This is a genomic window from Microbacterium sp. Ag1 (assembly GCF_001005635.1).
Lineage (GTDB): Bacteria > Actinomycetota > Actinomycetes > Actinomycetales > Microbacteriaceae > Microbacterium > Microbacterium oxydans.
The window spans coordinates 1-26629 of sequence record NZ_LBCR01000032.1; the positions used below are offsets into that span (position 1 = coordinate 1).

Sequence of the window (26629 nt, forward strand, 5' to 3'; positions counted from 1 at the left end):
GGCCCCTCTTCGTGTCACGCCGCTGCGGTCACCCGCAGGTGTAGGTGACGCCGTTGACTTCCCAGACGCCGGCACCCAGCTCGGCGCACGTGCCGAAGATCGCGGCGAAGACGGTGACGGACAGGATGATCCCGATGATGCCGAGGATCGTCAGGATCGCGCCGATGATGATGCCCGCGATGGCCAGCCCCTTCGGCTGCCCGGTCTTGCCGAGTTTCACCGCGGCGACGATGCTCAGGATGAGTCCGATCGGCGCCGCCAGGAAGGCGAGGACCAGACCGACGATCGACAGGACGCGACCGGGAGGCGTGGGCTCCGGCTGCGGGTACGCCGGTGCCGTGGGCGCCGGATAGGCCGGGGCTGCTGTCGGTGCGGATTCCCAGGCCGGGGCTGCGGTCGGCGGAGCGGGAGGGGCAGCGGGCGGTGTCGTCGGGGTCGAGGAGTCGGGAGCGGGCGGTTCGGGGAACGGCGGGTTCGTCATGGTCTGTCCTGTCGACGGGGGTGGGGATCGCACTGGCGGCCCCGATAGCCCCGAGCGTAGCGAGCGGCCCTCGGCGGCACCATCCCCTGTCGTCGGTCCGACCCCGGCGGGCGGGGAGACGCCGCGACTCTTCCGTCGACCCGCCGCGCGGCGTAGCGTGCGGGTATGTGCCGCAACATCATCCCGCTGAACAACCTCGAGCCCGCTGCGACCGCGCAGGAATGCCGCGATGCGGCGTTGCAGTTCGTGCGCAAGATCGCCGGGACCACGGCGCCGTCGCGGGCGAACCAGGCCGTCTTCGAGAGCGCGGTCGACGAGATCGCGGCTGTCGTCGACCGTCTCCTGGGTGAGCTCGTCACCACCGCACCTCCGAAGAATCGTGAGGACGAGGCGGCGAAGCGACGGGCGCGCTCGGCCGAGCGGTACGAGGCGATCCGGGTGTTCCAGGAGGAGAAGCGCGCCGCCCGCGCAGGAGCGTAGGCGCATACCGTCGCAATGGCGGCGGCGTATGCCAGAATCGTCATACCCCGCTCGACTTTCCCTGCGGTCCCGGTGTTGAAGGCGCCGAGATCGCGCCGCCGATCCCCATCGGTCAGGGAACCTCCCCAAGGAGAGCCGTACACATGCCTGAGGACTCTCCTCGCGTTCTCGTCGTCGACGACGATCCGGACGTCGCCCTGCTCGTCAAGACCGTGCTCGAGCGACGTGCCGCGTGCATCGTCGACGTCGCCGAGGACGGACAGGTCGCGATCGATCGGGTCGCGGAGGTGCGGCCGGACGTCGTGGTGACCGACATCGAGATGCCGGGACTGAGCGGCCTCGAGCTGCTCGCCGAGCTGCGACGCATCGTTCCGTCGGTGCCTGTCGTGGTGATGACCGCCCACGTCTCCGTGGAGTACGCGGTCTCGGCCCTGCGAGCGCAGGCGGACGAGTTCCTGACCAAACCGCTCGACAACGGCAAGCTCGTGGAGGCCGTCACCCGTCTGGTCGAGGAGGGGCGCCGCCGCCGAGCGGAAGCGCGCACACCGGAGCGGGTGCTCGCGATCGGCGCACATCCGGACGATGTCGAGATCGGTGTCGGTGGACTGCTCGCCGCGCACGCCAGGGCTCAGGACGAGATCACGATCCTCACGCTCTCCCGCGGTGCCAGGGGTGGGGACGCCGACAGCAGGCAGAACGAATCCCTCGCAGCGGCGGAGATGCTGGGCGCCCGTCTCTTCCTGAAGGACCTCATCGACACCGAGATCTCCGGAGGGGGATCCACGGTGCGCATCATCGAAGAGGTCGTGCAGGAGATCCAGCCGACGATCGTCTACACGCATTCGCCGCACGACCGGCACCAGGATCACCGTGCCGTGAGCGAGGCGACCGTCGTGGCCACGCGTCGGGTCGGTACCGTCGCGTGCTATCAGAGTCCGTCGGCGACGATCGACTTCCGGCCCACGAGGTTCGTGCGCATCGACCAGTACCTCGACGAGAAGCTGCGGCTCCTCGAACGCTTCGGCTCGCAGACGGCGAGCCGCGACTACCTCGCGCCCGAGTTCGTCACGGCGACGGCACGGTACTGGTCGAGATTCGGTGGGGGAACGGCCGTCGAACCGCTCGAGGTCGTGCGGGAGACCGCCGAGTTCATCGGCGCCCACGAGCTCACACGACGGGAGAGCTGATGACGAAGCGCGTGCTGGTGACCGGTGCCGGTGGTCCGGCGGGAGTGGCCGTGATCCGGTCGCTGCTCCGCCGCTCGGACCTGACCGTGTTCGCCGCGGACATGGACGGCTGGGCGAGCGGCATCTACCTGGTGCCCCCGGAGCAGCGACGCCTCGTGCCACCGGGACGTGACGACGACTTCGTGCCGGCGATCGCGCGCATGGTGGCGGACGACGGCCTCGATCTGGTGATCTCGACCGTCGACGTCGAGCTCATCGCCCTCGCGGGACGGCGCGATGAGCTGGCACCCGCCGTGCTGGCTGCGCCGTCCGAGAACACGCTGAACACCGCGCTCGACAAGCTCGCCCTCGCGGAACGCTGCGCGTCGACCGGTCGCGTCCCGCGCACCGTCCTCGCCGGGCGTGATGCCGAGGCCGTCGAGTGGGAGTTCCCGGTCTTCGCCAAGCCGCGTCAGGGTGCAGGGAGCCGTGGCGTGCGGCTCGTGCCCGACCGTGCTGCTCTCGAGGCCCTGCCGACGGACGAGGGACTCATCGTCCAGGACTTCCTTCCGGGGGAGGAGTACTCCGTCGATGTCATCGCGGATGCCACCGGAGCCGTCGTGGCAGCGGTACCCCGCACGCGAGCCAGGGTCGACTCCGGCGTCGCCATCGCCGGACGCACGGTCCGCGATGCGGAACTCGAGGAGACGGCGGCATCGATCGCCCGCGCGATCGGACTGGTCGGCGTCGCGAACGTGCAGTTGCGGCGCGATCGCACGGGTCGTGCGGTGCTGCTCGAGGTCAACCCTCGCTTCCCCGGCGCCTTGCCTTTGACGATCGCGGCCGGCGTCGACATCCCGTCGCTCGTGGCCGACCTCTTCCTGGGGCGAGAGCTTCCCGTGCAGATCCCGTTCCGCGAGGTCGCCTCCGTGCGCTTCCTCGAGGATGTGATCGTGGAGATCGACGATGTGCTGGTCTCCGACCATGCGGGGCATCAGGAGGAACTGTGAGCCACGCGCTGCTCCGCGGCGACCACCACGTCCACTCCACCTTCTCGGACGATGCGGTCTCGACACTCGCACAGAACGTCGAGGCTGCGGCCGCAGCGGGACTGAACACGGTGCGCCTCGTCGACCACGTGCGTCAGAGCACGACCTGGGTGCCGGAGTACCTCGCTGCGGTGCGGGTGCTCCGGGTGCCGGACGGGCTCACGGTGCTCACCGGTGTCGAGGCGAAGATCCTCGACGTCGGGGGAACTCTCGACATCCCGACCCTCCCCGACGGCATCGATCGGATCCTCATCGCCGACCACCAGTTCCCGGGGGTGGACGGTCCGCTCGGACCCACCGCGGTGCGGGAGCGGCTGGCCGCGGGATGGGCCGCTGACGACGTTCTCGATCAGTTCGTCGAGGCGCTCATCGCCACGATGCGGCGCTACCCGGGGAACCAGCTCGCGCACTGCTTCTCGATCCTGCCGAAGATCGGTCTGTCCGAGGCCGACCTGGGTGCGCAGCGCGCGGATGCCTGGGCACGCACCGCCGCCGACACCGACACCCTCGTCGAAGTGAACGAGAAGTGGGGCTGCCCTGGGGTCGATGCGCTGGCCGCGCTGCGCCGCGCCGGCGGCACGGTGGTCGCCTCGACCGACAGCCACGACGCCGCCGAGGTGGGCCGGTACTCGAGGATCCTCCCGCTGCTCGACGCGGTGGCGGTCTCCTGATGGCCGATCTCACCTGGCTGGAGACCGTGCTGGTCATCCTCCTGCTGCTCTGCATCCTCGTCGGCACGCTGCCTGTGGTCAACACCGGCCTGCAGTTCCTCATCCTTCCGCTGCATGCGTTCCGCAACCATTACGGCAAGGCGGCGCCGTACCACCCGAACGTCGCCGTCGTCATCCCCGCCTGGAACGAGGGTGCGGTGATCGGCCCCGCGATCGAACGGCTGCTGCAGCTGGAGTATCCGGCTGAGCGCCTGCGGGTCTTCGTCGTCGACGACGCATCGACCGACGACACCCCCGAGGTCGTCGCCGCCACGTCAGCGGCCCACCCCGGCCGCGTCGTGCACCTGCGGCGCGAGAAGGGGGGAGAGGGTAAGGCGCACACGCTCAACCACGGTCTCGACGTGATCCTCGCCGACACGTGGGCCGAGGCCGTGCTCATCATGGATGCGGATGTGATCTTCGCCCGTGATTCGCTGCGCAAGCTCACCCGTCACCTGGCCGACGAGAAGGTCGGTGCCGTGACGGCCTACATCGCCGAGGGCAGCCGCGACCGCAACTACCTCACGCGTTTCATCGCCATCGAGTACGTGATCGGTCAGCTCTCCGCACGTCGGGTGCAGAACGTCGGCGGCGCCATCGCCTGCCTCGCGGGCGGCGCCCAGCTGCACTCGCGCGCGAACCTCGAAGCCATCGGCGGACGCATCCCCACGGGAACCCTCGCCGAGGACACCATGACGACGTTCGAGGGCCAGCTCAAGGGACGCCGGATGGTGTTCGAGCCGCGTGCCGTGGTGCTGGCCGAGGAGCCGCGGACGATCGACAGCCTGTGGAAGCAGCGTCTGCGCTGGGCGCGCGGCAACGTGCAGCTCACCTCGATCTACCGAAAGCTGTGGTTCCGCCCGAGCCGGGACCACAACCTGGGCAGTTTCGGCTTCGGGCTCGCCTGGTTCACGATCCTCCTGCTCCCTGCGTTCATGCTGCTCGCGGCGGCCGGCCTGCTCGCGCTCCTCCTGCTGCACAGCGACATCGCGGAGTTCGTGTTCCGCTTCATGTGGATCGCGGCGGCCTGCATCTACATCTACTCGATGCTCTACTCGGTGCAGCTGGATCCCCGCATCGGCAGACAGTCCTGGCGCGAGGCGATCATGTTCCCAGGGCTCGGTGCCCTGATCCTGATGGCCATCGCGATCTTCCCGCAGCTGTTCGAGTCCGCGTTGCTCGCGCTCGGGCTGCCCGTGACGCACGAGGCCCGCATCATGTGGGCGGTGATCTTCTACCTGTGGGGACCGATCTCGATGCTGGGGATCTGGCTCGCCCGCGTGGTGGAGCCGCTCCCTGGCGGACGCTTCTTCGCGGGGCTGCTGCTCTACGTCTGCGGGTACGGCTCACTGCTGTGCGCCATCACCGTGGATTCCTACATCAAGGAGTGGCGTCGCGCCGATGCCTCCTGGATCAAGACCGAGAAGATCGGACGTGTCGACTCATGACCGCAACCCCGTCGAACGATGCCGAGGTGGAGGAGATCGCCGCGGATGCCCGACGTGAGCGACGTCTGATCCCTCAGGCTCTGCTCGCCCTCGCCGTGGTGGTCGTCATCGTCGTGGTGAGAGAGCTGCTGCTCCGATGAGCGGGAGGCCGTTGGCCCTCGTCGTCGAGGACGCGCCCGATCAGGCCGCGCTGCTGCGCCGCTATCTCGACCGCGAGGGGTTCGACGTGTTCGTGGCCCGTGACGCCGAGTCGGCGATCGCCGCGTTCTCCGAGATCGATCCCGTGGTGGCCGTGCTCGACCTGCTGCTGCCCGGTATCTCGGGACAGGAGTGCGCGCGGCTGGTCCGGGCCCGGTTCCCCGACTGCTTCCTGGTGATCAGCTCGGTGCTCGATGCCACCGACTATCCGCCGGCGGACGCCGCGCTCCCCAAGCCGATCACGGGTTCCGAGCTGCACGCGATCGTCGAGGGCGTGCGGCGATGAGGGCCACGCCGCTCGATCGCGCGGAGAACCGCTGGTATCAGGTCTTCGACAACCCGAGCCCGCTGCTCAAGCAGGCGCCGACGGTCACCGCGACGGTGATCGCGGCGCTCCTCACCTGGTGGGTTCCCGACCTTCCCATGACGCACGTCGCACCGGCCGTGGCGGGGATCATCCTGGTGCTCGCGGCCACGGCCTTCGCCGCGGTGCTGACGGCCCGCGGGGTGCACGAGGGATGGGCGCTCCTGCTCATCCCCATCGTCGACATCATCGGCCTCGGACTCTTCCGCACGGGTACCGGGGGAGCGACATCGCTCTTCTCATCACTCGTGCTCCTCCCGGTGGTCTGGCTGGCCGCCGCCCCGGGCATCCGCTGGGTGTTCGTGGTCGGCGGGCTCACGTCGATCGCGTTGCTGATGCCGTACGTCACCGCGCCACCCGCGACCTCGGTCGAGTGGCTGCGGGGCGTGGTGGGCCCGCTCGTGTTCTCGGCGGTGGCGGCCGTGATCAACCAGCTCGCGCGGCAGCAGCGGATGCGCGTGGAACAGGCGGAGGAGCTCGTCGCCGAACGAACCAGAGCGCTGTCCGAGAACGTGGCCATGATCGTGCAGCTGCGCGAGAAGGAGCACCAGTACCGGGAGCTGCTGGACTCGTTCGAGAGCCTGTGGTCGTCGATAACGGCGCAGGCCGTGGTGGCCACGGACTGCAGCGGTATCGTGACGGCCTGGAACCCGGGAGCGGTGCGCCTGCTCGGACTTCCCGTCGACGAGGCTCTCGACGACGTGCGCATCGATCGCTTCTTCTCGACCGCCGTGCTCTCGATGCTGGCGGCTGACACGGCGGAGCACTCCGCGCCGTCCGGCGACATGCCCGCCGGCTACGCCGAACTCGACCCGGGGATCAAGGCTCTGTTCGGACAGGCGGACGCCGGTGTCCCCGTCGACGGGGACATCGAGGTCGTGACCGCAGGCGGGACGACGGTTCCCGCACGTGTGACGGTCACTCCCCACAAGGACGGTGCGGGCGCGCAGCAGGGATATCTGTTCGTGCTGACGGACGAGACCAGGGCCGTCGAGGTCGCGAGGATGAAGGACGAGTTCGTCGGGATGATCTCCCATGAGCTCCGGACGCCCCTCAGCGCCATCATCGGCTTCCTGGACCTGCTGCAGAACGATCCAGGGCAGCCGCTCACGGAGGACCAGCAGGAGTTCGTCGGCATTATCGAGCGCAACGCGCAGCGTCTGCTCAATCTCGTCGGCGACCTGTTGTTCACCGCCCAGGTCGAGTCCGGGCGATTCCCCCTCGAGCGTGATGAGGCCGATGCGGCCGCGCTGGTGCGATCCGCGGTGGTGTCGGCCGGTCCGCATGCGCAGCGGGAAGGGATCGAACTCGTCGCGGAGGTCGGTCCTGCGGCGATGCCCGTCTTCGTCGATGCCGGAAGAGTGGGGCAGGCCATCGACAACCTGCTCTCCAATGCCATCAAGTTCACCTCTCGCGGCGGGAAGGTCACCGCGCGAGTGCGCGCGGTCGACGGCGGCGTGGAGTTCTCGATCGCCGATACCGGGGTCGGGATACCGGAGGACGAACAGGGGATGCTGTTCACCCGCTTCTTCCGTGCGTCGACCGCGACGCGCAACGCGGTACCCGGCGTGGGTCTCGGTCTCACGATCACCCGTGCCATCGTCCTCGCGCACGGAGGGACGATGGACGTGACGAGCAAGGAGGGTGTCGGCACGGAGTTCCGCTTCTTCCTGCCTGCCGCTCCGCGCACCGAGGTGCTGACGAGTCTGAGTCGCGCCGAGTGAAGCCCCCGCCGTGAGGGACGGTGGTATCGTCGAAGGATGGATACCACATTCGTTGCACCGATGGGTGATCGTGGTCGCCTCGTGGTCCCTGCCGAACTCCGCGACCGTCAGCATTGGGACCAGGGCGTGCCGCTGCTCATGATCGAGACGTCGGGAGGCGTGATCCTGCTCACCAGGGAGCAGGCCAAAGCCCTCGTCAGGTCGCAGCTGGAGGGGGAGCGCGCTCTCGAGTCGCTGCTCGCGGAGCGCCGGAGGTCCGCGGACTCCGAGGATGCAGCGGCGTGATGGTGGTCGACGCGTCAGCTCTCCTCGCTTTCCTGCAGGGCGAGCCTGGCGCCGATCGCGTCGAGGAGATCCTCGACGACTCCGTGATCGGAGCCGCGAACTGGTCGGAGGTCGCGCAGAAGGTGCGCGCGTCCGGAGCGGACTGGGGCATCGCCTCCGGCTTGTTGCTCAGCTACCGGCTGAAGGTCGAGCCGGTGTCCCGGCGCGACGCGGAAGCCGCCGCGGAATCGTGGAGGCGCGGAAGCGGGCTGTCGCTGGCGGACCGCCTGTGTCTCGCACTTGCGCGACGGCTCGACCTTCCTGTTCTCACGGCGGACCGGGCGTGGGAAGAGTCCGAGCGCATCGAGCAGCTGCGGCGCTGACACCACCGGCGTGGTCTCGGCGTCGTGACGCTGCGTTTCGCGGTGTGAAGCCCGATGACGGGCGGCGGGCGCGGGGAACCGGACGATCGCTACCGTCGGGCCATGACTCTTCTCCAGGACCAGCTCGCCGGTGTCGCGGATGTCACCCCGGCCGAGCGCGCGCAGCGACTCACCGACGCGGGATCGGCGTGGAACGAGCGGATCGCCGCGGACGAAGCAAAGGCGCGATTGACGTACCGCGTCAGCGGACGCGGAATCGGCTCGGTCGCGACCGAGATCCGGGCCGGCGCGCACCGCTTCCTCGTCGACGAGCCGGGTGCGCTCGCCGGGGACGACGTCGCGGCCAGTCCGGTCGAGTACGCGCTGGGTGCGCTCGTCTCGTGCCAGGTGGTCGTGTACCGGCTCTACGCCCAGGCCCTCGGCCTCACGATCGACGCGATCGAGATCACGGCCGAGGGCGACCTCGACGTGCGCAAGCTCTTCGGCATCGACGAGTCGGGGCGCGCCGGATTCCACGATGTGCGCGTGGCTGTCGACATCACCGGTCCGAACAGCGTGGAGGAGTATGAGAACCTGCGCGCCGTCGTCGATGCGCATTGCCCGGTGCTCGACCTCTTCGCCGCTCCCGTACCGACGTCGAGCGCTCTCATCTGAGCGGTCCGCAGCGTCTTCGGCCCGGTGTCGTCTGCGACCTGGCCCGTTCCGTCCGTGACCTGGCCCGTTGGGTCCGTGACCGCTCCTGCTGATATCCTGGTCGGCTCGGCATGTGCGGGCGGAAGGACGGCCACGCACCGTGGGCTTCATCGATGTATCCAGCGTCTCCCTGACGCTTCCAGACGGCAGACCGCTTCTCGACGAGGCGAGCTTCCGGGTCGGCGCGGGCTCGACGAGCGCTCTGATCGGCCCGAACGGCGCCGGCAAGACGACGATGCTGCGCATCATCCGCGGCGATCAGACGGCTGATGACGGCGTCGTGACGATCGACGGCGGACTCGGCGTCATGGACCAGTTCGTCGGCCACGGCGAAGCGGGCGAGACCGTGCACCAGCTGTTGGTGCGTGTCTCTCCCACACGTATCCGCGTCGCTGCGGAGGCGCTCGAGACCGCGGAGAACGCGCTGATCGAACGCGACGAGCACGATACGCAGATGGCCTATGCATCGGCGATCGCCGAGTACGCGGACGCCGGCGGATACGAGCACGAGACGATCTGGGACCAGTGCACGGTCGCCGCGCTCGGCGTCCCGTTCGAGCGCGCAAGATACCGCGAGCTCACCACGCTCTCCGGCGGCGAGCAGAAGCGCCTGGCGCTCGAGGCCCTGTTGCGCGGACCCGACGAGGTGCTGCTGCTCGACGAGCCGGACAACTATCTCGACGTGCCGACGAAGCGCTGGCTCGAGGATCAGCTGCGCCAGACGCCCAAGACCGTGCTGCTCGTGTCGCACGACCGTGAACTGCTCGCTCGAGCGGCCGACCGCCTCATCACGCTCGAACCCGGAGGCGCCGGGGCCACGGCCTGGGTGCACGGCGGCGGCTTCGGCACCTACCATCAGGCTCGCACCGACCGGATGGACCGGCTCGACGAGCTGCGCAGACGGTGGGACGAGCAGCACGAGAAGCTGCGGACCCTGGTGGCCAACCTCAAGGTCAAGGCCTCGGCGAACGACGGCTTCGCCTCGCGCTACCAGGCGGCGCAGACACGCCTGCGCAAGTTCGAGGAAGCGGGTCCCCCGGAGGAGCGTCCGCCGGCCCAGGACTTCGACATGCGCCTGCGCGGCGCGCGCACGGGCAAACGGGCGGTGGTCGCGCAGCGCCTGGAGCTGACGGGTCTCATGCGGCCCTTCGACGCGGAGGTCTGGTACGGCGACCGGGTGGCCGTGCTCGGGTCGAACGGGTCGGGCAAGTCGCACTTCCTGCGCCTGCTCGCTCGCGGTGGATCCGACCCCGACGCCACGCTCGGTCACGTCACGTCGACGGGTGAGCAGCTCAGTGCTGTCGAACACACCGGCTCGGCCGTGCTCGGAGCGAGGGTGGTGCCGGGCCTGTTCGCGCAGACGCACGCGCACCCCGAGTTCGTCGGCCGCACGCTGCTAGAGATCTTGCATCGGGGGGACGATCGCCGTGCGGGTATGCCACGCGACGCCGCGAGTTCGGCACTCGACCGCTACGGTCTCGTGCGTCAGGCGCAGCAGAGCTTCGACTCGCTGTCGGGAGGACAGCAGGCGCGGTTCCAGGTGCTCCTTCTGGAGCTCTCCGGGGCGACGCTGCTGCTGCTCGACGAGCCGACCGACAACCTCGACCTGGAATCGGCCGAGGCGCTGGAGCAGGCCCTCGCGCGCTTCGAGGGAACGGTACTGGCGGTCACGCACGACCGCTGGTTCGCCCGTTCGTTCGACCGGTTCCTGGTGTTCGGGTCGGACGGCGAGGTCTACGAGTCCGACGAGCCCGTGTGGGACGAGAAGCGGGTGGCGCGCTCGCGCTGACGTTCGTTCGCGGACACGGGCCGTGCTGCTGTGTCGCTCAGGACAGTCGGGTCGCTCAGGGCAGTCGGAAGGGTGCGGCAGCGCGCGCGGCGGGGTCGATCGCGAGGTCGGCGAGGACCCCGCCGACGCCGGGAGCGAACTTGAAGCCGTGGCCGGAGAACCCGGCTCCCACCACGATCCGGCCGAGGCGATCGAGCACGAAGGCGCCGTCGCCGGTCGAGGTGTACGTGCAGCTGAGCGGTTCCGGCCCCGCCGGGTCGAGGCCGGGCATCCACTCCCGCACGTAGTCCGAGAGCGCACGCTGATGCGTCGGCAGGTGCGGGCGGGCATCGGGATCGACCTCGTCGCCGACACGGTGGAACCCGACTTTCACGCCCTCTCCTGGCGTCGGCATGCCGTACACGGTCGCGGGGTAGATCCCCGGCTGCAGGTAGTGGTTGAACGAGGGCCACGGCGCGTCCGTGAGCGGCCGGAAGTGTGCCGGCGTCTCCTCGGTCACGGTGAGGCGCGGCAGGCCGAAGTGCGGAAGCAGAGTCCGCGTCCAGGCTCCCGCCGTCACCACGACGGTCTCGGCACGCAGGTGGATGTCCTCGGCGACGGTGACCCCCACGCCGTCCGAGTCCTCCTCGATGCGCTCGACCGGGGTGCTCCAGCGCACTTCTCCGCCGCCGATGACGACGCGACGCTCCAGCTCCCGCAGTGCCTCGGCGGCGCGCACGACCCCGGCGTCGGACGACCACAGCACGTCGCCGCCGAAGCGCATTCCCGGCCACCGGGCACCCGCCTCGGCGGGCGAGAGGACGGCACTCGGGATGCCGCGGCCCTCCAGGCCCGACCGCACGGCGGCGATGTCGATGTCGCCGTGGGTCACGAGGCCGTGCAGACGAAGGAGAGACTCGCCGCCGACCGACCCGAGGGCGTCCCACCCTTGACGGGCGCGCACGAGCAGGTCGAGGTAATGCTCCTCGTCGTAGGCGTTGTTGAAGTTGCGGGTCGCGCCGTGCGATGCGCCCTCACGGTGACCGCGGGCGAATCTCTCCAGCACGACCGGTCTGAGTCCTCGACGCACGAGGGCCCAGGCCGTCGCCAACCCCATGACCCCGCCGCCCACCACGACCACGTCGACATGCTCGATCCTCATGGTGCCTCCCGGTCTCGCCTCCAGTCTCCCAGCACGGGCGGCTCCGCCTGCCGGGTAGGCTGGAGGGGTGACCATGGAGATCGAGCTCGGCCGAGGAAAGCGTGCACGTCGCGCGTACACGTTCGATGACATCGCGGTGGTGCCCTCGCGGCGCACGCGCAACCCGGAGGACGTGTCGACCGCCTGGACGATCGACGCCTTCGGGTTCGAGATCCCGGTGCTGGGTGCGCCGATGGACTCGGTCGTGAGCCCTCAGACGGCGATCATGCTCGGCCAGCTCGGCGGCCTCGGAGTGCTCGACCTCGAGGGGCTCTGGACACGCTACGAGAACCCCGAGCCGCTGCTGGCGGAGATCGCAGGTCTCGACGACACCAAGGCGACGGTCCGCATGCAGGAGCTCTACTCGGAGCCGATCAAGCCCGAGCTCATCACCCGTCGCCTCGCCGAGGTCCGCGAGGCCGGCGTCACCGTGGCCGGCTCCCTCACGCCGCAGCGCACGCAGGAGTTCTACGACACCGTCGCCGCCGCAGGTGTCGACCTGTTCGTGATCCGGGGGACCACGGTCTCTGCCGAGCACGTGTCGAGCGTTGCCGAGCCCCTGAACCTCAAGAAGTTCATCTACGACCTCGATGTGCCGGTCATCGTGGGAGGAGCTGCGACCTACACGGCAGCCCTCCACCTGATGCGCACGGGGGCTGCGGGCGTGCTCGTCGGCTTCGGCGGGGGAGCGGCCTCGACGACGCGGGCCACCCTCGGCATCCACGCCCCGATGGCGACAGCGGTCTCCGACGTCGCCGCTGCGCGCCGAGACTACCTCGACGAGTCCGGTGGGCGCTACGTGCACGTGATCGCCGACGGTGGCGTCGGCACGTCCGGCGACATCGTCAAGGCTCTCGCGATGGGCGCAGACGCCGTCATGCTCGGCGTCGCGCTCGCTCGTGCGACCGATGCGCCGGGACGCGGGTTCCACTGGGGACCTGAAGCGCATCACCCGAAGCTCCCGCGCGGGCACCGCGTCGAGGTGGGTGGCATCGGCACGCTCGAGGAGATCCTGTACGGACCGGCGCCCGTCGCCGACGGCACCGCCAACCTCATCGGCGCGCTGCGCAAGTCGATGGCGACCACCGGGTACTCCGACCTCAAGGAGTTCCAGCGGGTCGAGGTCGTGCTGGCGCCCTACGAGGCCTGAGGGTCCTGCGCGTCACCGTGACCACTCCTGCACTCTTCCCCCCGACTCTCCGCGAGGTCATGCTCAGGGGACGCTGGATCGGCATGCTCCTGCTCTGCCTCCTGGTGGCCGGGGTGTTCGCCTGGCTCGGTCAGTGGCAGCTGGAACGTGCGATCGAGACCGATCCGCCGGCCCCTGGCGCCACCGAGCAGGTGCAGCAGCTCGAGGATGTGCTCCAGCCGGGGGAGTATCTGCCGGAACCGCTCGTGGGCCAGCGGGTCCAGACCGCGGGCACCTGGGTTCCCGGCGACTTCATCGTCGTGGCGAGCCGTTTCAACGACGATGTCGAGGGGTATTGGGTCACCGGCCAGCTGCGGGTGGCCGACCGGACCTCGATCGCCGTCGCGGTCGGCTGGGCACCGGATCCCGAGTCGGCCGAGGCGGCTGTCGAAGAGCTCGAGGCTGCGGCTGACGGCTCCGAGGTCGAGATCACCGGGCGCATCATCTCGGACGAGGGCCCCAGGGTGCCTCCGCACGCCGACCCGCAGCGACTGGACCGCATGTCGCCCGCCGCGCTCCTCAGCCGCTGGCACGACATCGAGGAGCTCGACGTCTACCGTCCGTACCTCGCCTCGACGACCGCGACGGCCGGGCTGGTCGACATCTCGTCCCCCGCGCCCGATGAGCTTTCTCCCGTCAACTGGCTCAACGTGTTCTATGCCGTCGAGTGGGCCATCTTCGCCGGTTTCGCGTTCTACCTCTGGTACCGACTGGCGAAGGATGCCTGGGAGCGCGAGGTCGAGGAGTTCGAAGACCGGGCCGGAGAAGGCGCAGTCGTCTGATCGGACGCGCATCCGCGCGCCCCGCGGTGCGCAATTGCGTGCTCGCGTGCGTCGGTAGTGACCTTCGTCAGGGGTGCTTCCGGCCATCCGGTGAGCGCTCGATGACGAATCGGAAAACTCCGTTGAGGATGTCCGGACCGCTCCGTATGCTCGCACCATGTGAGCACGCTGGGAGTTTCCCCTGTGTGCCGTGACAGCCCTGAGAAGTGTCGAACCCGACCGAGGAGACAGCACCGATGATGTCCGCTCCAGATGACGAGAACCGCGTGGCTCCCGTCTCGCACCGTAGAAGTCGGGGGCGCATCGGCGCTCTCGCCGTGACCTGCGTCGCCGCATTGAGCCTCGGCTCGCTGGCCGCGGTTCCCGCCACAGCCGACACCACGGGCACGGGGGTGGTGATCAACGAGGCCTACCTCTCCGGCGGCAGCGCGGGCGCGGCCTTCAAGAACAAGTTCGTCGAGCTCTACAACCCCACCTCGGCTCCGGTCACGCTCGACGGGATGTCGCTGCAGTACCGGTCCGCCACCGGGTCGGCCGCCTTCAACGGCGTCGCTCCGCTCACCGGTGTGATCCCCGCCGGCGGTTACTACCTGGTGCAGGGCAACAGCAACGGCGCGAACGGTGCGGAGCTTCCGACCCCTGATACCGTCAGCGCTCTGACCCCGAGCGGCACCAACGGCACGCTCGCGCTCGTCGAGGGTACGGCGGCGGTGAGTCTCACTCCCGGCTCGGTCGTGGGCGTCGACGGCGTCGTCGACCTGCTCGGCTACGGCACGTCCAACACGTTCGAGGGTGCGGCGGCGACCGCACCCGCCGGCAACACCGACGTCAAGTCGCTCAACCGCACCGGCGGTGTCGACACCGACGTCAACAGTGCCGACTTCACGCTCTCCGCCGCCATCACGCCGCAGAACTCGGGCGGCGTCGACCCCGGCCCCGGCCCCGGCACCGATCCGAAGAAGGCGACGATCGCCGAGGTTCAGGGCACCACCGACGTCTCGCCGCTGAACGGCCAGACGGTGCAGGTCGAGGGTGTCGTCACGGCCGACTACCGCACCGGCGGTTACAAGGGCATCGTGATCCAGACACAGGGGTCCGGCGGCACGACCGATGCGACTCCCGGTGCGTCCGACGGTGTGTTCGTCTTCTTGAACGCGCTGACCCCGACCCTCGCGATCGGCGACCTCGTCTCGGTGACGGGTTCGGTGAGCGAGTACTTCGGTCAGACGCAGATCAACCCGGCGGCAGCCGCCGACGTCTCGGTCGTCACCGCCGGCGTCGGAGTTCCCGCCGTCACCCCGCTGCCCGCCACGGTGCAGGGCACCGACCGTGAGCAGTACGAGAACATGTACGTGGCCCCGGAAGGCACCTATCGCCTGGCTTCGAGCCACCAGCTGTTCAACTTCGGAGCGCTCTGGCTCAACGCCGGCGACGCGCTCGCGGTGAAGAGCACCGAGACCACGCGACCCGGTGATCAGGCCGCCGCGATCGCTGCAGCGAACCGCGCGAACCGCATCCTGCTGGATGACGGCTGGTCGATCCAGGTCACCAACAGCGGTCACCCGGGACAGCAGCCGTACTTCACGAAGGACACGGTGGTCCGCAACGGCGACACCGTCGACTTCGGCGACAACGGCTACGTGCTGCAGTGGGGCTTCAACGACTGGCGCCTGCAGCCGGTCGTCCCGATCGACGACTCCTCGTCCGCCGACCTCAAGGTCGGATTCACGGCGACGAACCCGCGCCCCGCACAGGCTCCGGAGGTCGGCGGCGACGTGCAGGTCGCGTCGTTCAACGTCTACAACTACTTCACGACGCTGAAGAGCGAGAACTCCAGCGCCCGCGGGGCCGCGAACGCGGCGCAGTTCGCGATCCAGAAGTCGAAGATCGTCGCGGCGATCAACGGACTGGACGCGGACATCGTGTCGTTGATGGAGATCGAGAACTCGGTGAAGCTGGGCAAGCCGATCGACACGGCCCTGAAGGATCTGGTCGCCGGACTCAACGCCGACGCCGGGAGCGACGTGTGGGGCTACGTGCCCACGCCCGCCGCCCTGAACGACGCGGCGACGACCGACTTCATCACCAACGCGATCATCTACAAGAAGGACGCCGTCAAGCGGGTCGGCGACAGCGTCACCGTCACCGATGAGTCCGTGTGGGGCAACGCCCGCGAACCGATCGCTCAGGCGTTCGACATCGACGGACGCGTGGTCACGGTGGTGGCGAACCACCTGAAGTCGAAGTCGCCGCCCGAGGGGGCAGGTGCGGAGCCGGCCGACGGTCAGGGCTTCTTCAACGCCGACCGGGTGAAGCAGGCGAACGCGATCCTCGCCTTCACCGCTCAGCTGGAAGAGACGACAGGCAGCGGCGACATGCTGCTGATCGGCGACTTCAACGCCTACGGCAAGGAAGACCCGATCGACGTGTTCACCTCGAACGGGTGGAGCGACCTCGTCGCCGACAAGGCATCTGGTCAGTACACGTATTCGTTCGACGGCGAGCTCGGATCGCTCGACCACGTGATCGCGTCTCCGTCGCTCGCCTCGTCGATCACCGGCGCCGGCGTGTGGGGCATCAACTCGCCCGAGTGGAGCGACCGTGGCTATGCCTTCGGCGCGACCGAGCAGGGCACGCCCTACCGTTCCAGCGACCACGACCCGATCATCGTCGGCGTCTCCTCGGAGATCCCGCCGGTGAGCATCGACGTCGTCACGGTGAACGACTTCCACGGTCGCATCGAGGCCGACGGTGCCGCAGCGGGTGCAGCGGTGCTGGCCGGTGCGGTCAAGCAGTTCCGTGAGGCGAATCCGAACACGATCTTCGCCGGTGCCGGCGACCTGATCGGCGCATCCACGTTCACCTCGTTCATCAACGACGACAACCCCACGATCGACGCGCTCAACGCAGCCGGCCTCGACGTCAGCGCGGCGGGCAACCACGAGTTCGATCAGGGCTGGGCCGACCTCCGCGACCGCGTGCAGGACCGCGCGGACTGGGAGTACATCTCCTCGAACGTGTTCGTCACCGAGACCGGCGAGCCCGCGCTCGCACCGGCATGGGTGAAGGAGCTCGACGGGGTGCGGGTCGGTTTCGTCGGAGCGGTCACCGAAGACCTCGATTCGCTCGTCTCGCCCGAGGGCATCAAGGACCTCGAGGTGCGCAGCATCGTCGACTCCGTGAACGCGGTGGCCGACGACCTGCGCGACGGTGACGAGTCCAACGGCGAGGCGGATGTCGTCATCCTGCTCGTGCACGAGGGTGCATCCAGCACCGCCGTCTCCAGCATCACCCCGGACTCGCCGCTCGGCGAGATCGTCTACGGGGTCGACGGCGACGTGGACGCGATCGTCTCGGCGCACACCCACCTCGCCTACAACCACGTGATCGACGGCCGCCCGGTGGTCTCCGCGGGGCAGTACGGCGAGAACCTGGGCCTGATGAACATCAAGGTCGACCCGAAGACGAAGGACCTGATCTCGATCACCAACGAGATCAAGCCCCTCACCGCCGCGGGCAAGCCGCTGTACCCGGCCGTGCCCGAGGTACAGGCGATCGTCGACCAGGCGAAGGCCGAGGCCGACGTGCTGGGCGCGGTCAAGGTCGGAGACATCACCGCCGACTTCAACCGTGCGCGTCAGACCAACGGTTCGGAGAACCGCGGTGGCGAGTCCACGATCGGCAACTTCGTCGCCGACGTGCAGAAGTGGTCCACGGGCGCCGATGTGGCGATCATGAACCCGGGTGGCATCCGTGCCAACCTGTCGTACGCCTCGGCGGGCGCGAACGATCCGGCGGGCAATGTCACCTACCGCGAGGCGGCGACGGTCCAGCCGTTCGCCAACACGCTGGTGACGCTGACGCTCACGGGTGCGCAGCTGAAGGGTGTTCTCGAGGAGCAGTGGCAGCCGGCGGGTTCGGCTCGTCCGTTCCTCAAGCTCGGCGTCTCGAAGGGTCTGGTCTACACCTACGACCCCGCCGCGGCGCAGGGTTCGCGGATCACCTCGATCACGCTCAACGGTGCGGCGCTCGACCCGGCTGCGAACTACACGGTCGCAGCCAACTCGTTCCTCGCGGCTGGTGGAGACAACTTCTTCACCTTCAAGGAGGGCACGGGCAAGCGCGACACCGGCAAGATCGACCTGCAGTCGATGGTCGACTGGTTCGACGCGAACAAGACCGCGAGCCCCGACTACGCCCAGCGCGCCGTCGGAGTCTCGGTCAGCGCGGCGGACGCCGACGGCTACAGCGCCGGCGACCAGGTGACCGTGTCGCTCTCCTCGCTGGCGTTCAGCGCCGGTGAGCCGGCTCCGGGCGAGGTGACGCTGTCGCTCGGTGGCACGCAGCTCGCTGCCGGCGCCGTCGATCCGGCTGTCGTCGACACCACGGACGAGGGCGGGCGCGCCAGCCTGACCTTCACGGTTCCGTCCGGCGTCTTCGGCGACCAGGTGCTCACCGTGAACGTCGCCGGCACCGGAACCACCGTGCAGGTGCCGTTCACGATCGCCGGCGAGGAAGAGTTCGCCGGGACGATCGCGCTCGGTTCGTCCAAGGTGACCGCCGGCAAGAACCTCAAGGTCACCGGCGCCGGCTACGTGCCCGGCGAGACCGTGAGCATCGAACTGCGTCCGAAGAAGGGCAAGCCGGTGCAGGTCGGCACCGTCCAGGTCGGCGCAGACGGCACCTTCAGCACGTCGGTCACCGTGCCGAAGAGCGCTCCGTCCGGCAAGTACACCGTCGCCGCATCGCAGGCGGACGGGGACGCGGCGACCGCGACGGTCACCGTGAACCGGGCAGGCGGGATCATCGGCGCGATCCTCGACTGGCTCTGGGAACTCCTGACCCGGTGGTTCTGACCGGATGACACAGGCGAAGGCCGTCGGGAGTGATCCCGGCGGCCGTCGTCGTCTCCTCGCCCGATTGTGTGTTCCAGACCACAGGCCGAGAAGTGTGTTCAAACGCACTAGGCCAAGTGTTACTTTTACGACACATAGGCGATAGTGTTTTTAAACACACAGCATGGAGGTGTCATGGAGAGTCAACCATTCCACTCAGCGCGACAGCTCGGGGCCGTTCTGAGAAGCGCGCGTCTGCGTCGAGGCTGGAGTCAGACGGAGCTTGCTGAGCGGGCGGACGTCGATAGGCCTTGGTTGGTGAAGCTGGAGACTGGGCGCGTCGACAACCCGACGCTTCGCCGGGTTCTGCATGTGGTGGAGTCTCTCGGACTGCAGCTGAACGTCCAGGAGCACGCAAAAGGCGATTCCTCGTTCGATCTCAGTGCCTTGTGGAGCGAGGAGGAGGGCGGGAGATGAACGCCGCATCCTCTGCGCAGGGCGATCTGGTCGCGTTCGTCGATGGTCAGCGCACCGGCCTGTTCACTCAGAATGCGCATGGCGCGATCAGCTTCGCGTATGACGACGATCTGTCGCCCGTGGCGACGCCACTCTCGATCTCGATGCCACTCGTGGCCGGTGCGGAGTACGGCAACCGGGTGGCACGACCGTTCCTGCAGGGGTTGCTGAGCGACAACCCCGCAACTCTGGAGGCCATCGCTGCTGCGCATCACACGAGTCCCCGGAACCCGATGGGTCTCCTCCGCCATGTCGGACGTGATACGGCCGGTGCGCTCCAGCTGTTGCCTCCGGGCGAAGCGTCCGACGACGCTGCGGCGCGCACGGGTGACGTGCATTACATCGACGACCTCGGCGAACTCGTCGCGTCCGTGGTCGATTCCGCAGGGAATTGGTCCGAGAGGTACGACGAGTTCCGTTGGAGCCTCGCCGGTGCGCAGCCGAAGCTTGCGCTGTACCGTTCAGACGACGGCCAATGGGGTGTTCCGCGGGATTCGACGCCGACCACCCACATCCTGAAGCCCGCAGCGCGTGGTGGCCGTCACGACGTCAACGAGTTTCTGACCATGAGAGCTGGGCGTCGTCTGGGGTTGCGGGTCGCCGACCACGGGCTCATGGTCACGGACCGCGGCGACTTCGTCTTCGTCGCGAAGCGCTATGACCGTGTCCAAGCCGGTGATCGGCTCCACCGGCTCCATCAGGAGGATTTCGGGCAGGCACTCAGCGTCGACCCCGCGCTCAAGTACCAATCCGACGGTGGCCCCGGGCTGGAGAAGTTCGCTCGGGTGGTGCGGGCGTTCGCCCCGTCCGAGCAGCGGCGCGCGGCGAACGAGCTGTTCGAAGCGCTCGTCTTCACCTGCGCCGCGGCGAACACCGATGCACATGCCAAGAATTACTCCGTCATCCATTCGGGGACGCAGATGAGGTTGGCGCCTCTCTACGACCTCGGAAGCAACGCGCTCTACCGAGGGGATCAGCCGATGCCCTCTGCGGTGTCCATCGGAGGCGAGCGCGTGATGGCACGCATTGGGATGACGCACTGGTTGAAAGCGGCCAAAACGCTCGGAGTCGAGGCGCAGGCGGCACGGGATGCCGTCGAGCGAATCCGCGGCGGGGTCTCCGCCGCCTTCGTGGCCGCGCGCGCCGACCTCCTAGCGGACGACGACGGACTGGACTACGCCGATCGGCTCGTAGAGGCCGTCGAGGAGCGCGCTCGCCATCACGGGTGGTGAACGCGTCGCCTAGGCGCTCACCGCGACGGGAGCCCAGACGAAGCCGTCGGGATCGACGGCCGCACCGAGCACGCCGTTGACGGTGATCCGATGCGAGCCCGAGCCTTCTGCCGGAACGCCCGCATCCTTGGCGAGTGACGCGTGCCGGTACAGGCCGAGGCCGATCGAGCCGGATCCGGTGTCGAACTGCACGTAGCTGCGGCCGAAGCTCTTGTCGACCGGGATGCCGCGCTCCACGTAGAAGGTCTTCGAGGCGACCACATCGCCTGCGCCGAGCAGGAGGATGATCTCGTCGACCGTGCGGCTCGGGGGAGCGGTGTCCTTCTTCGCCGAGGTCGCGACTTTCCAGATCGCACCGTCCGGTGCCTGGATCGTGCCACCGACGCCCCAGAGCGACTTCGATACGGGCTTGATCACGGTGGCCCCAGCGGCGACGGCCGCATCGACGAGCGCGTGCACGTTCGCGGGCTGCGAGACGACGAGCGACAGCGTGTAGCCGCGGAAGCCGGAGGAGGGGGCATCCGCGGCGCGGAACCGCAGGCGGTCGCCCAGGTCGAACGCCTCCGCGTAGAAGGAGCGGGCGGCGTCCACATCCGGGACGTCGAGGGTGAGGGAATCGATGGTCGTGTTCATGTCGACGACGCTACGACCGTGACCTTCCGGCCGCTTCTCGATTCCTGACCGATGCATCGCCCTCTCCCGGACGCCGCTGCCGGATTCGTCACGATTTCCCGGCGGCTAGACTGGACGCATGCCCGAACCGAAAGTCGCCAGCTTTCCGGCGATCCGCGGTGCACTGAAGTTCTACCAGATCGCGTCGATCATCACAGGTGTCATGCTGCTCCTGCTGTTGACCGAGATGGTGCTGAAGTACACGCCGATCCACCTCGAGCTCTTCATGGGCGGCTCCGGAGGTCCGCTCTGGTTCGCCGGCGTGCTCGCCGGTCCCGACTGCCAGTGGTGGTCGCTGTTCGCCCCCATGACGAACTCCTGCGAGATGACGTCTCTGGGTGACGGCTTCAACCTGTCGCTGTTCATCCTCGTGGCGCACGGCTGGTTCTATGTCGTGTACCTCTTCGCGTGCTTCCGCATGTGGAGCCTGATGCGCTGGCGCTTCCCGCGCTTCATCCTCCTCGCGCTCGGCGGCGTCGTGCCGCTGCTGTCGTTCTTCATGGAGGCGGTCGTCGCCCGTGAAGTCAAGACCTATCTCGCCACCAGGGAGGCCGCCGAGGCCTCCGCCCCCGCCCCGGAAGGTGTCCGTTGACCGAACAGTCCGAGACCCAGCAGCGTCCTGCGCTCGTCGTCGACTTCGGCGCGCAGTACGCGCAGCTGATCGCCCGTCGCGTCCGTGAGGCGGGTGTGTACAGCGAGATCGTGCCGCACACCGCCACGGCAGAGGAGATCGCCGCGAAGAACCCGGTCGCGATCATCCTCTCCGGCGGACCGTCGTCGGTGTACGAGGAGGGTGCCCCCAAGCTCGACCCCGCGGTCTTCGATCTCGGTGTCCCGACTCTCGGCATCTGCTACGGCTTCCAGTACATGGCCCAGACACTGGGCGGCGAGGTCGCGAACACCGGTCTGCGCGAGTACGGCGCGACGGACGCCGTCATCACGGGCGACGGCGGCACGCTGCTCGGCGGCCAGCCGGTGCAGCAGAACGTCTGGATGAGCCACGGCGACCAGGTGGCCGAGGCCCCCGACGGCTTCGAGGTGCTCGCGACGACGGAAGCGACCAAGGTCGCCGCATTCGCGAACCCCGAGCGCGGTTTCTACGGTGTGCAGTGGCACCCCGAGGTCAAGCACTCCGACCATGGCCAGCGTGTGCTGGAGAACTTCCTCCATAAGGGTGCCGGACTCGCCTCGGACTGGAACAGCGGCAACGTGATCGCCGAGCAGATCGAGCGCATCCGGGAGCAGGTGGGTGACGCCCGCGTCATCTCCGCGCTCTCCGGTGGCGTCGATTCCGCGGTCTCGACCGCTCTCGTGCACAAGGCCATCGGCGACCAGCTCACGGCCGTCTTCGTCGACCACGGGCTTCTCCGCAAGGGCGAGCGCGAGCAGGTCGAGAAGGACTACGTCGAATCCACCGGTGTGCGCCTCATCACGGTCGATGCCGCCGACACGTTCCTCGGTCACCTCCAGGGTGTGACCGACCCCGAGGAGAAGCGCAAGATCATCGGCCGCGAGTTCATCCGCGCGTTCGAGAAGGTGCAGCTCGACCTGGTGGCCGAAGCCAAGGCCTCGGGTGGCGCTCCGGTGAAGTTCCTCGTGCAGGGCACGCTCTACCCCGACGTCGTCGAGTCGGGCGGCGGCGCTGGCACCGCGAACATCAAGTCGCACCACAACGTGGGCGGTCTCCCGGACGACCTCGACTTCGAGCTCATCGAGCCGCTGCGCGCCCTGTTCAAGGACGAGGTGCGTGCGATCGGTCGCGAGCTGGGCATCCCCGAGGCGATCGTCGGACGCCAGCCGTTTCCGGGGCCCGGCCTCGGCATCAGGATCATCGGTGAGGTCACCGCTGACCGTCTCGAGATTCTGCGTGAGGCCGACGCCATCGCCCGCGAGGAGCTGACCAAGGCCGGCCTCGACCAGGAGATCTGGCAGTGCCCGGTCGTGCTTCTGGCCGACGTGCGCTCGGTGGGCGTGCAGGGTGACGGTCGCACCTACGGTCACCCGATCGTGCTGCGCCCGGTGTCGAGTGAAGACGCCATGACGGCCGACTGGACGCGCCTGCCGTACGACGTGCTGTCGAAGATCTCCAACCGCATCACGAACGGCGTCCGCGACGTCAACCGCGTTGTGCTCGACGTCACGTCGAAGCCGCCGGGGACGATCGAGTGGGAGTAGGGAGCACGATGCTCCCCGACGCGGCGCCGGCACTTCCCGACGCCGAGTATCTGGTGCTGTCCAGTCGGCTCATCCCCGGCATGGACGGCGGATACACGATCGCGACGCTCACACGCGCCCGACAGCTCGCCGCCGCGGGTGTGGCCGACGGCGCGGGCCCGCAGCTGCTCACGTTCGACCCGGGGACCGTGGCCGACCACGCCGAGCACCGACGGACGTTCGCGGAGCAGGGTGCGCTCGTCGATCCTTCGCGCATGCGGAACCTGTTCGACGAGGCCACGGCTTCCGACGGGGGAGCGGCCGATTGGCTGCGGACAGCCGCAGATCCCGCCGTGAGCGCCGATCCCGATGTGGAGTACCGGGTGCTCACGGATGCCGAGGGGCGACCGTTCGCGGCGCTGCCGGTGATCCCGGGCAACCCGGACTGGCATCTGAGCGAGGAGCCCGTGCTCGTCTACGACGCCGCGGGCCAGGTGACGGGAGCGCTGCACGGCTTCCGCGGCCTCTATCGAGCCTGGCTCGACCACGTGACCGGGGCCTTCGGCGACCGTCGGATCATCGTGATCTGCGAGTCCAGGCAGCTCGGCGAGCTCATCGCGGACTGGTCCGACCCGCGCGTGCGCATCCTGCACACGATCCACACCATGCACGTGGAGGCGCCGTACACGCCTGATGCCCCGATGAACACGCTCTGGACACGGTGGTTCCGGCTGGCCGACCGGTTCGACGCCGTGATCTGGCCGACCGCCACGCAGCGCGATGACGTCGTGTCGCGCTTCGGTGCATCGGCTCGACACGTCCTGGTGCCGAACCCCATCGCTCCGGTCGACCGTAGCGACGACCTGCGCGAGGAGGGCCTCGTGGTGGTGCTGGGGCGCCTCGCGCCCGGAAAACGCGTCGATCAGGCGATCCGCGCCTTCCTCGCGGCCGACGTGCCTGGCACCCGCATGGAGATCTGGGGCGGCGGCCCGGAGGAGGAGCGGCTGCGCGCGTTGATCGCGGAGCTCGATGCGGGAGATCGTGTGCTCCTCGCCGGTTACACGGATTCACCGGGAACCGTTCTCGATCGAGCCGCGATGATCGTCACCGCGACCGCCTTCGAGGGACAGCCGCTGTCGATCGTCGAGGCGCTCCTGCACGGTGCCCCGGTGGTGTCCTACGACGCCCGGTACGGTATCCGGGATGTCCTGGAACAGGGCGGTGGCGTTCTGGTGCCGAGCGGTGACGTCGAGGCGCTGGGACAGGCGATCCGCGCACTGCTCACAGACCCCGATCGACTTGCGGCTCTGAGCGCCGAAGCCCCGTCGGTCGCGGCCGCGTGGAGCCCGCAGCGCTCGCTCGACGCCCTCACGGCAGTGATCGCCGAAGCCGCCGCGCGCCCGTCCCGTCGCGCCTGACTTCCCGACACCAGAGCTTCTCCGTCGCTCGGACAGAATTTCTCGGAGAGAATTCCGGAACGATGTCGATCCGCGGCGTTCCCGTTCGACGTCCTAGATGAGAGGGTCGAGAGACGGCCCATCGAACAAGGAGAACCCCATGAAGTTCATGCTCATCATGCGCGCGACCGACGAGGCTGTGGAGGCGTACAAGGAGATGCCCTTCGAGCAGGTCATCGAGGCCATGGGCAAGTACAACGAATCCATGATCAAGGCCGGTGTGCTCGTGGCCGGTGAGGGACTGACCGACGCAGCCGAGGGCTTCGTCGTCGACTTCAGCGCCGAGAAGCCGCTGATCACCGACGGCCCCTACGGCGAGACCAAAGAGCTCTTCAACGGCTTCTGGATCATCGAGGTCCCCACGCGCGAAGAGGCGGCGGAGTGGGCGAGCCGTGCTCCTCTCGGACGAGGGTCGTACCTCGAGGTGCGTCGCGTGACCGGCGTCGAGGACTTCCCCGCAGACAACGAGTGGATCCAGAAGGAAGCGGGCTGGCGCGAGGACGCAGAGCAGCGCGCGCAGCAGTGACGGACGAGCAGCGATGACGCCTCCCGTGAACGACGAGACGGCGCGCTCGGCACCCGATCCCGGGTCGGCGGAGCGCGCCGTCGCCGCGGTGTGGCGCATCGAGTCGGCGCGTATCGTCGGCGCGCTCACCCGGATGGTGGGTGACTTCGGGCTCGCGGAGGACCTGGCCCAGGAAGCGTTGATCGATGCGTTGCAGCAGTGGCCGGTCGAGGGGGTTCCGCGTAACGCCGGGGCATGGTTGACGGCGGTCGCGAAGCGCAAGGCCATCGACCGGTGGCGTCGCCAGGAACGACTCGACGACAGGGTGGCCCTGCTCGCGCATGACCTGGAGCGGGAACAGGCGGAGGGCGGCGACCTGCTGTGGGATCCGGATGCCGTGGATGACGACGTGCTGCGACTGATCTTCATCTCCTGCCACCCGGTGCTCGCCAAGGAGGCTCAGGTCGCTCTGACGCTGCGTGTCGTCGGCGGGCTGTCGAGTGAGGAGATCGCCCGTGCGTTCCTGGTGCCGACGGCGACCGTGCAGCAGCGCATCGTCCGCGCGAAGAAGACGCTCGCCGCCGCGAACGCTCCGTTCGAAGTGCCGCCCCGTGAGGAGCGGGCTCAGCGCATCGGTGCGATCCTCGGGGTGCTGTATCTGATCTTCAACGAGGCGCACGCCGCGAGCAGTGGGCCTGAATGGATGCGTCCTGAGCTGAGCGACGAGGCCATCCGCCTCGGCCGGGTGCTCGCCGCTCTCATGCCGCAGGAACCCGAGGCGCACGGTCTGCTGTCCCTGATGGAGCTCACGGCGGCCCGGTTCGCCGCGCGGGTGGACAGACATGGAGACCCCGTGCTGCTGGCCGATCAGGATCGCAGGCGCTGGGACCGGGGTCGTATCGCGCGGGGCCGGGCCTCTCTCGCCACCGCCGATGCGCTCGGCCGCGGCCGGGGGACGTACTGCCTGCAGGCGGCGATCGCGGAGTGTCATGGTGTGGCGGCGTCGGTCGACGAGACGGACTGGGATCGGATCGTCGTGCTGTACGAGGCGCTGGGCCGCATCTCCCCGTCACCGGTGGTGGAGCTCAATCGAGCGGCGGCCGTCGCGATGGCAACCGGCCCTGCGTCCGCGCTGCGCATCATCGACGAGCTGGCGAGTTCCGGGGCGCTGCGCGGCTACCATCTGCTGCCGGCCACTCGGGGAGAGCTGCTGCGTCGACTCGGTCGCGAGGAGGAGGCCCGCAGCGAGTTCGCCACCGCGGCGGCGCTCGCCGGCAACGATCGGGAGCGCGCACTGCTGGAGCGCAAGGCGCAGGGCGCACAGAAATGACCCGCCCCCTTCGGTAGCGTGATGCTGC

Annotated in this window: 25 protein-coding genes; 22 read left to right on the forward strand and 3 right to left on the reverse strand. The window is 68.7% G+C overall.

What is annotated here, in order from left to right:
• Nucleotides 1-28: 28 nt before the first annotated feature.
• Entirely contained in the window at nt 29-481 is a 453-nt protein-coding gene (locus tag AAY78_RS13220; protein ID WP_046748780.1) for a hypothetical protein, read from the reverse strand.
• Nucleotides 482-646: 165 nt separating this feature from the next.
• On the opposite strand from AAY78_RS13220, the gene AAY78_RS13225 reads away from it, so the two are divergent.
• The 12 genes from AAY78_RS13225 to AAY78_RS13275 all read left to right on the forward strand — a co-directional run bounded on the left by AAY78_RS13225 (nt 647) and on the right by AAY78_RS13275 (nt 10749).
• Entirely contained in the window at nt 647-961 is a 315-nt protein-coding gene (locus AAY78_RS13225) for a DUF2277 domain-containing protein (protein ID WP_046748781.1), read from the forward strand.
• A gap of 143 nt (nt 962-1104) precedes the next feature.
• Complete coding sequence (locus AAY78_RS13230) at nt 1105-2148, forward strand: response regulator (RefSeq protein WP_046748782.1); 1044 nt, start codon at nt 1105-1107, stop codon at nt 2146-2148.
• Entirely contained in the window at nt 2148-3137 is a 990-nt protein-coding gene (locus AAY78_RS13235; RefSeq protein ID WP_046748783.1) for an ATP-grasp domain-containing protein, read from the forward strand. The genes AAY78_RS13230 and AAY78_RS13235 overlap by 1 nt, the downstream gene beginning before the upstream one ends.
• Nucleotides 3134-3847: a PHP domain-containing protein gene (locus AAY78_RS13240; RefSeq protein ID WP_046748784.1), complete on the forward strand. Its 714-nt coding sequence runs from the start codon at nt 3134-3136 to the stop codon at nt 3845-3847. The genes AAY78_RS13235 and AAY78_RS13240 overlap by 4 nt, the downstream gene beginning before the upstream one ends.
• A complete protein-coding gene (locus AAY78_RS13245; RefSeq protein ID WP_046748785.1) occupies nt 3847-5334 on the forward strand; it encodes a glycosyltransferase family 2 protein in 1488 nt (495 codons plus the stop codon). Before AAY78_RS13240 ends, AAY78_RS13245 begins: the two co-directional genes overlap by 1 nt.
• Nucleotides 5331-5474, forward strand: coding sequence for a hypothetical protein (locus AAY78_RS19955; RefSeq protein WP_170224283.1), 144 nt, complete (start codon nt 5331-5333; stop codon nt 5472-5474). Before AAY78_RS13245 ends, AAY78_RS19955 begins: the two co-directional genes overlap by 4 nt.
• Entirely contained in the window at nt 5471-5818 is a 348-nt protein-coding gene (locus AAY78_RS13250; protein ID WP_046748786.1) for a response regulator transcription factor, read from the forward strand. Before AAY78_RS19955 ends, AAY78_RS13250 begins: the two co-directional genes overlap by 4 nt.
• Nucleotides 5815-7620 carry a sensor histidine kinase gene (locus tag AAY78_RS13255; protein WP_046748787.1) on the forward strand — a complete coding sequence of 602 codons (1806 nt, stop codon included), beginning with the start codon at nt 5815-5817 and terminating at the stop codon, nt 7618-7620. The genes AAY78_RS13250 and AAY78_RS13255 overlap by 4 nt, the downstream gene beginning before the upstream one ends.
• A 36-nt stretch (nt 7621-7656) precedes the next feature.
• Complete coding sequence (locus tag AAY78_RS13260) at nt 7657-7905, forward strand: AbrB/MazE/SpoVT family DNA-binding domain-containing protein (RefSeq protein WP_046748788.1); 249 nt, start codon at nt 7657-7659, stop codon at nt 7903-7905.
• On the forward strand, nt 7905-8267 hold the full coding sequence (locus AAY78_RS13265) for a type II toxin-antitoxin system VapC family toxin (protein ID WP_046748789.1): 363 nt from the start codon (nt 7905-7907) through the stop codon (nt 8265-8267). Before AAY78_RS13260 ends, AAY78_RS13265 begins: the two co-directional genes overlap by 1 nt.
• Nucleotides 8268-8369: 102 nt before the next feature.
• The gene (locus AAY78_RS13270) at nt 8370-8921 is read left to right on the forward strand and encodes an OsmC family protein (RefSeq protein ID WP_046749043.1); all 552 of its coding nucleotides are present in this window, start codon (nt 8370-8372) and stop codon (nt 8919-8921) included.
• A 139-nt stretch (nt 8922-9060) separates the two neighbouring features.
• Nucleotides 9061-10749: an ABC-F family ATP-binding cassette domain-containing protein gene (locus tag AAY78_RS13275; RefSeq protein WP_046748790.1), complete on the forward strand. Its 1689-nt coding sequence runs from the start codon at nt 9061-9063 to the stop codon at nt 10747-10749.
• A gap of 55 nt (nt 10750-10804) precedes the next feature.
• Here the strand turns inward: AAY78_RS13275 and AAY78_RS13280 are convergent, their stop codons facing one another.
• Entirely contained in the window at nt 10805-11890 is a 1086-nt protein-coding gene (locus AAY78_RS13280) for an FAD-dependent oxidoreductase (RefSeq protein WP_046748791.1), read from the reverse strand.
• Between the two features lie 73 nt (nt 11891-11963).
• On the opposite strand from AAY78_RS13280, the gene AAY78_RS13285 reads away from it, so the two are divergent.
• The 5 genes from AAY78_RS13285 (at nt 11964) to AAY78_RS13305 (ending at nt 20483) form a co-directional block, all read left to right on the forward strand.
• A complete protein-coding gene (locus tag AAY78_RS13285; RefSeq protein ID WP_046748792.1) occupies nt 11964-13079 on the forward strand; it encodes a GuaB3 family IMP dehydrogenase-related protein in 1116 nt (371 codons plus the stop codon).
• 59 nt (nt 13080-13138) lie between these two features.
• Nucleotides 13139-13900 carry an SURF1 family protein gene (locus tag AAY78_RS13290; protein ID WP_046749044.1) on the forward strand — a complete coding sequence of 254 codons (762 nt, stop codon included), beginning with the start codon at nt 13139-13141 and terminating at the stop codon, nt 13898-13900.
• A 236-nt stretch (nt 13901-14136) separates the two neighbouring features.
• Nucleotides 14137-18756, forward strand: coding sequence for an ExeM/NucH family extracellular endonuclease (locus tag AAY78_RS13295; protein ID WP_052748785.1), 4620 nt, complete (start codon nt 14137-14139; stop codon nt 18754-18756).
• Between the two features lie 174 nt (nt 18757-18930).
• Nucleotides 18931-19212, forward strand: coding sequence for a helix-turn-helix domain-containing protein (locus tag AAY78_RS20280; RefSeq protein ID WP_046748793.1), 282 nt, complete (start codon nt 18931-18933; stop codon nt 19210-19212).
• Entirely contained in the window at nt 19209-20483 is a 1275-nt protein-coding gene (locus AAY78_RS13305; protein ID WP_046748794.1) for a HipA domain-containing protein, read from the forward strand. The genes AAY78_RS20280 and AAY78_RS13305 overlap by 4 nt, the downstream gene beginning before the upstream one ends.
• Nucleotides 20484-20492: 9 nt before the next feature.
• Here AAY78_RS13305 and AAY78_RS13310 read toward each other — a convergent pair whose 3' ends face one another.
• Nucleotides 20493-21116 (reverse strand): glyoxalase, encoded by a 624-nt coding sequence (locus AAY78_RS13310; protein ID WP_046748795.1) that lies wholly within the window; start codon nt 21114-21116, stop codon nt 20493-20495.
• A 118-nt stretch (nt 21117-21234) separates the two neighbouring features.
• Between AAY78_RS13310 and AAY78_RS13315 the strand changes: the two genes are divergently transcribed.
• From AAY78_RS13315 to AAY78_RS13335, 5 genes are all read left to right on the forward strand, one after another.
• A complete protein-coding gene (locus tag AAY78_RS13315) occupies nt 21235-21747 on the forward strand; it encodes a DUF3817 domain-containing protein (protein ID WP_021198891.1) in 513 nt (170 codons plus the stop codon).
• Nucleotides 21744-23330, forward strand: a complete 1587-nt coding sequence (guaA, locus tag AAY78_RS13320) for a glutamine-hydrolyzing GMP synthase (protein ID WP_046748796.1) — start codon at nt 21744-21746, stop codon at nt 23328-23330. Before AAY78_RS13315 ends, guaA begins: the two co-directional genes overlap by 4 nt.
• An 8-nt stretch (nt 23331-23338) precedes the next feature.
• On the forward strand, nt 23339-24727 hold the full coding sequence (locus AAY78_RS13325) for a glycosyltransferase (RefSeq protein WP_046748797.1): 1389 nt from the start codon (nt 23339-23341) through the stop codon (nt 24725-24727).
• Between the two features lie 139 nt (nt 24728-24866).
• Nucleotides 24867-25292, forward strand: a complete 426-nt coding sequence (locus AAY78_RS13330) for a YciI family protein (RefSeq protein ID WP_046748798.1) — start codon at nt 24867-24869, stop codon at nt 25290-25292.
• A gap of 13 nt (nt 25293-25305) precedes the next feature.
• Entirely contained in the window at nt 25306-26601 is a 1296-nt protein-coding gene (locus AAY78_RS13335) for an RNA polymerase sigma factor (protein WP_046748799.1), read from the forward strand.
• Nucleotides 26602-26629 lie beyond the last annotated feature (28 nt).

What these genes read in the sequence shown, in the direction of transcription:
- AAY78_RS13315 (WP_021198891.1), top strand. Translation starts at nt 21,235, where the DNA reads ATGCCCGAACCGAAAGTCGCCAGCTTTCCGGCGATCCGCGGTGCACTG.
- AAY78_RS13330 (WP_046748798.1), top strand. Translation starts at nt 24,867, where the DNA reads ATGAAGTTCATGCTCATCATGCGCGCGACCGACGAGGCTGTGGAGGCG.
- AAY78_RS13310 (WP_046748795.1), bottom strand. Translation starts at nt 21,116, where the DNA reads ATGAACACGACCATCGATTCCCTCACCCTCGACGTCCCGGATGTGGAC.
- AAY78_RS13220 (WP_046748780.1), bottom strand. Translation starts at nt 481, where the DNA reads ATGACGAACCCGCCGTTCCCCGAACCGCCCGCTCCCGACTCCTCGACC.
- AAY78_RS13285 (WP_046748792.1), top strand. Translation starts at nt 11,964, where the DNA reads ATGGAGATCGAGCTCGGCCGAGGAAAGCGTGCACGTCGCGCGTACACG.
- AAY78_RS13270 (WP_046749043.1), top strand. Translation starts at nt 8,370, where the DNA reads ATGACTCTTCTCCAGGACCAGCTCGCCGGTGTCGCGGATGTCACCCCG.
- AAY78_RS13225 (WP_046748781.1), top strand. Translation starts at nt 647, where the DNA reads ATGTGCCGCAACATCATCCCGCTGAACAACCTCGAGCCCGCTGCGACC.
- AAY78_RS13230 (WP_046748782.1), top strand. Translation starts at nt 1,105, where the DNA reads ATGCCTGAGGACTCTCCTCGCGTTCTCGTCGTCGACGACGATCCGGAC.
- AAY78_RS13335 (WP_046748799.1), top strand. Translation starts at nt 25,306, where the DNA reads ATGACGCCTCCCGTGAACGACGAGACGGCGCGCTCGGCACCCGATCCC.
- AAY78_RS20280 (WP_046748793.1), top strand. Translation starts at nt 18,931, where the DNA reads ATGGAGAGTCAACCATTCCACTCAGCGCGACAGCTCGGGGCCGTTCTG.
- AAY78_RS13255 (WP_046748787.1), top strand. Translation starts at nt 5,815, where the DNA reads ATGAGGGCCACGCCGCTCGATCGCGCGGAGAACCGCTGGTATCAGGTC.
- AAY78_RS13290 (WP_046749044.1), top strand. Translation starts at nt 13,139, where the DNA reads ATGCTCAGGGGACGCTGGATCGGCATGCTCCTGCTCTGCCTCCTGGTG.
- AAY78_RS13260 (WP_046748788.1), top strand. Translation starts at nt 7,657, where the DNA reads ATGGATACCACATTCGTTGCACCGATGGGTGATCGTGGTCGCCTCGTG.
- AAY78_RS13235 (WP_046748783.1), top strand. Translation starts at nt 2,148, where the DNA reads ATGACGAAGCGCGTGCTGGTGACCGGTGCCGGTGGTCCGGCGGGAGTG.
- AAY78_RS13265 (WP_046748789.1), top strand. Translation starts at nt 7,905, where the DNA reads ATGGTGGTCGACGCGTCAGCTCTCCTCGCTTTCCTGCAGGGCGAGCCT.
- AAY78_RS13325 (WP_046748797.1), top strand. Translation starts at nt 23,339, where the DNA reads ATGCTCCCCGACGCGGCGCCGGCACTTCCCGACGCCGAGTATCTGGTG.
- AAY78_RS13250 (WP_046748786.1), top strand. Translation starts at nt 5,471, where the DNA reads ATGAGCGGGAGGCCGTTGGCCCTCGTCGTCGAGGACGCGCCCGATCAG.
- AAY78_RS19955 (WP_170224283.1), top strand. Translation starts at nt 5,331, where the DNA reads ATGACCGCAACCCCGTCGAACGATGCCGAGGTGGAGGAGATCGCCGCG.
- AAY78_RS13295 (WP_052748785.1), top strand. Translation starts at nt 14,137, where the DNA reads ATGATGTCCGCTCCAGATGACGAGAACCGCGTGGCTCCCGTCTCGCAC.
- AAY78_RS13280 (WP_046748791.1), bottom strand. Translation starts at nt 11,890, where the DNA reads ATGAGGATCGAGCATGTCGACGTGGTCGTGGTGGGCGGCGGGGTCATG.
- AAY78_RS13305 (WP_046748794.1), top strand. Translation starts at nt 19,209, where the DNA reads ATGAACGCCGCATCCTCTGCGCAGGGCGATCTGGTCGCGTTCGTCGAT.
- AAY78_RS13245 (WP_046748785.1), top strand. Translation starts at nt 3,847, where the DNA reads ATGGCCGATCTCACCTGGCTGGAGACCGTGCTGGTCATCCTCCTGCTG.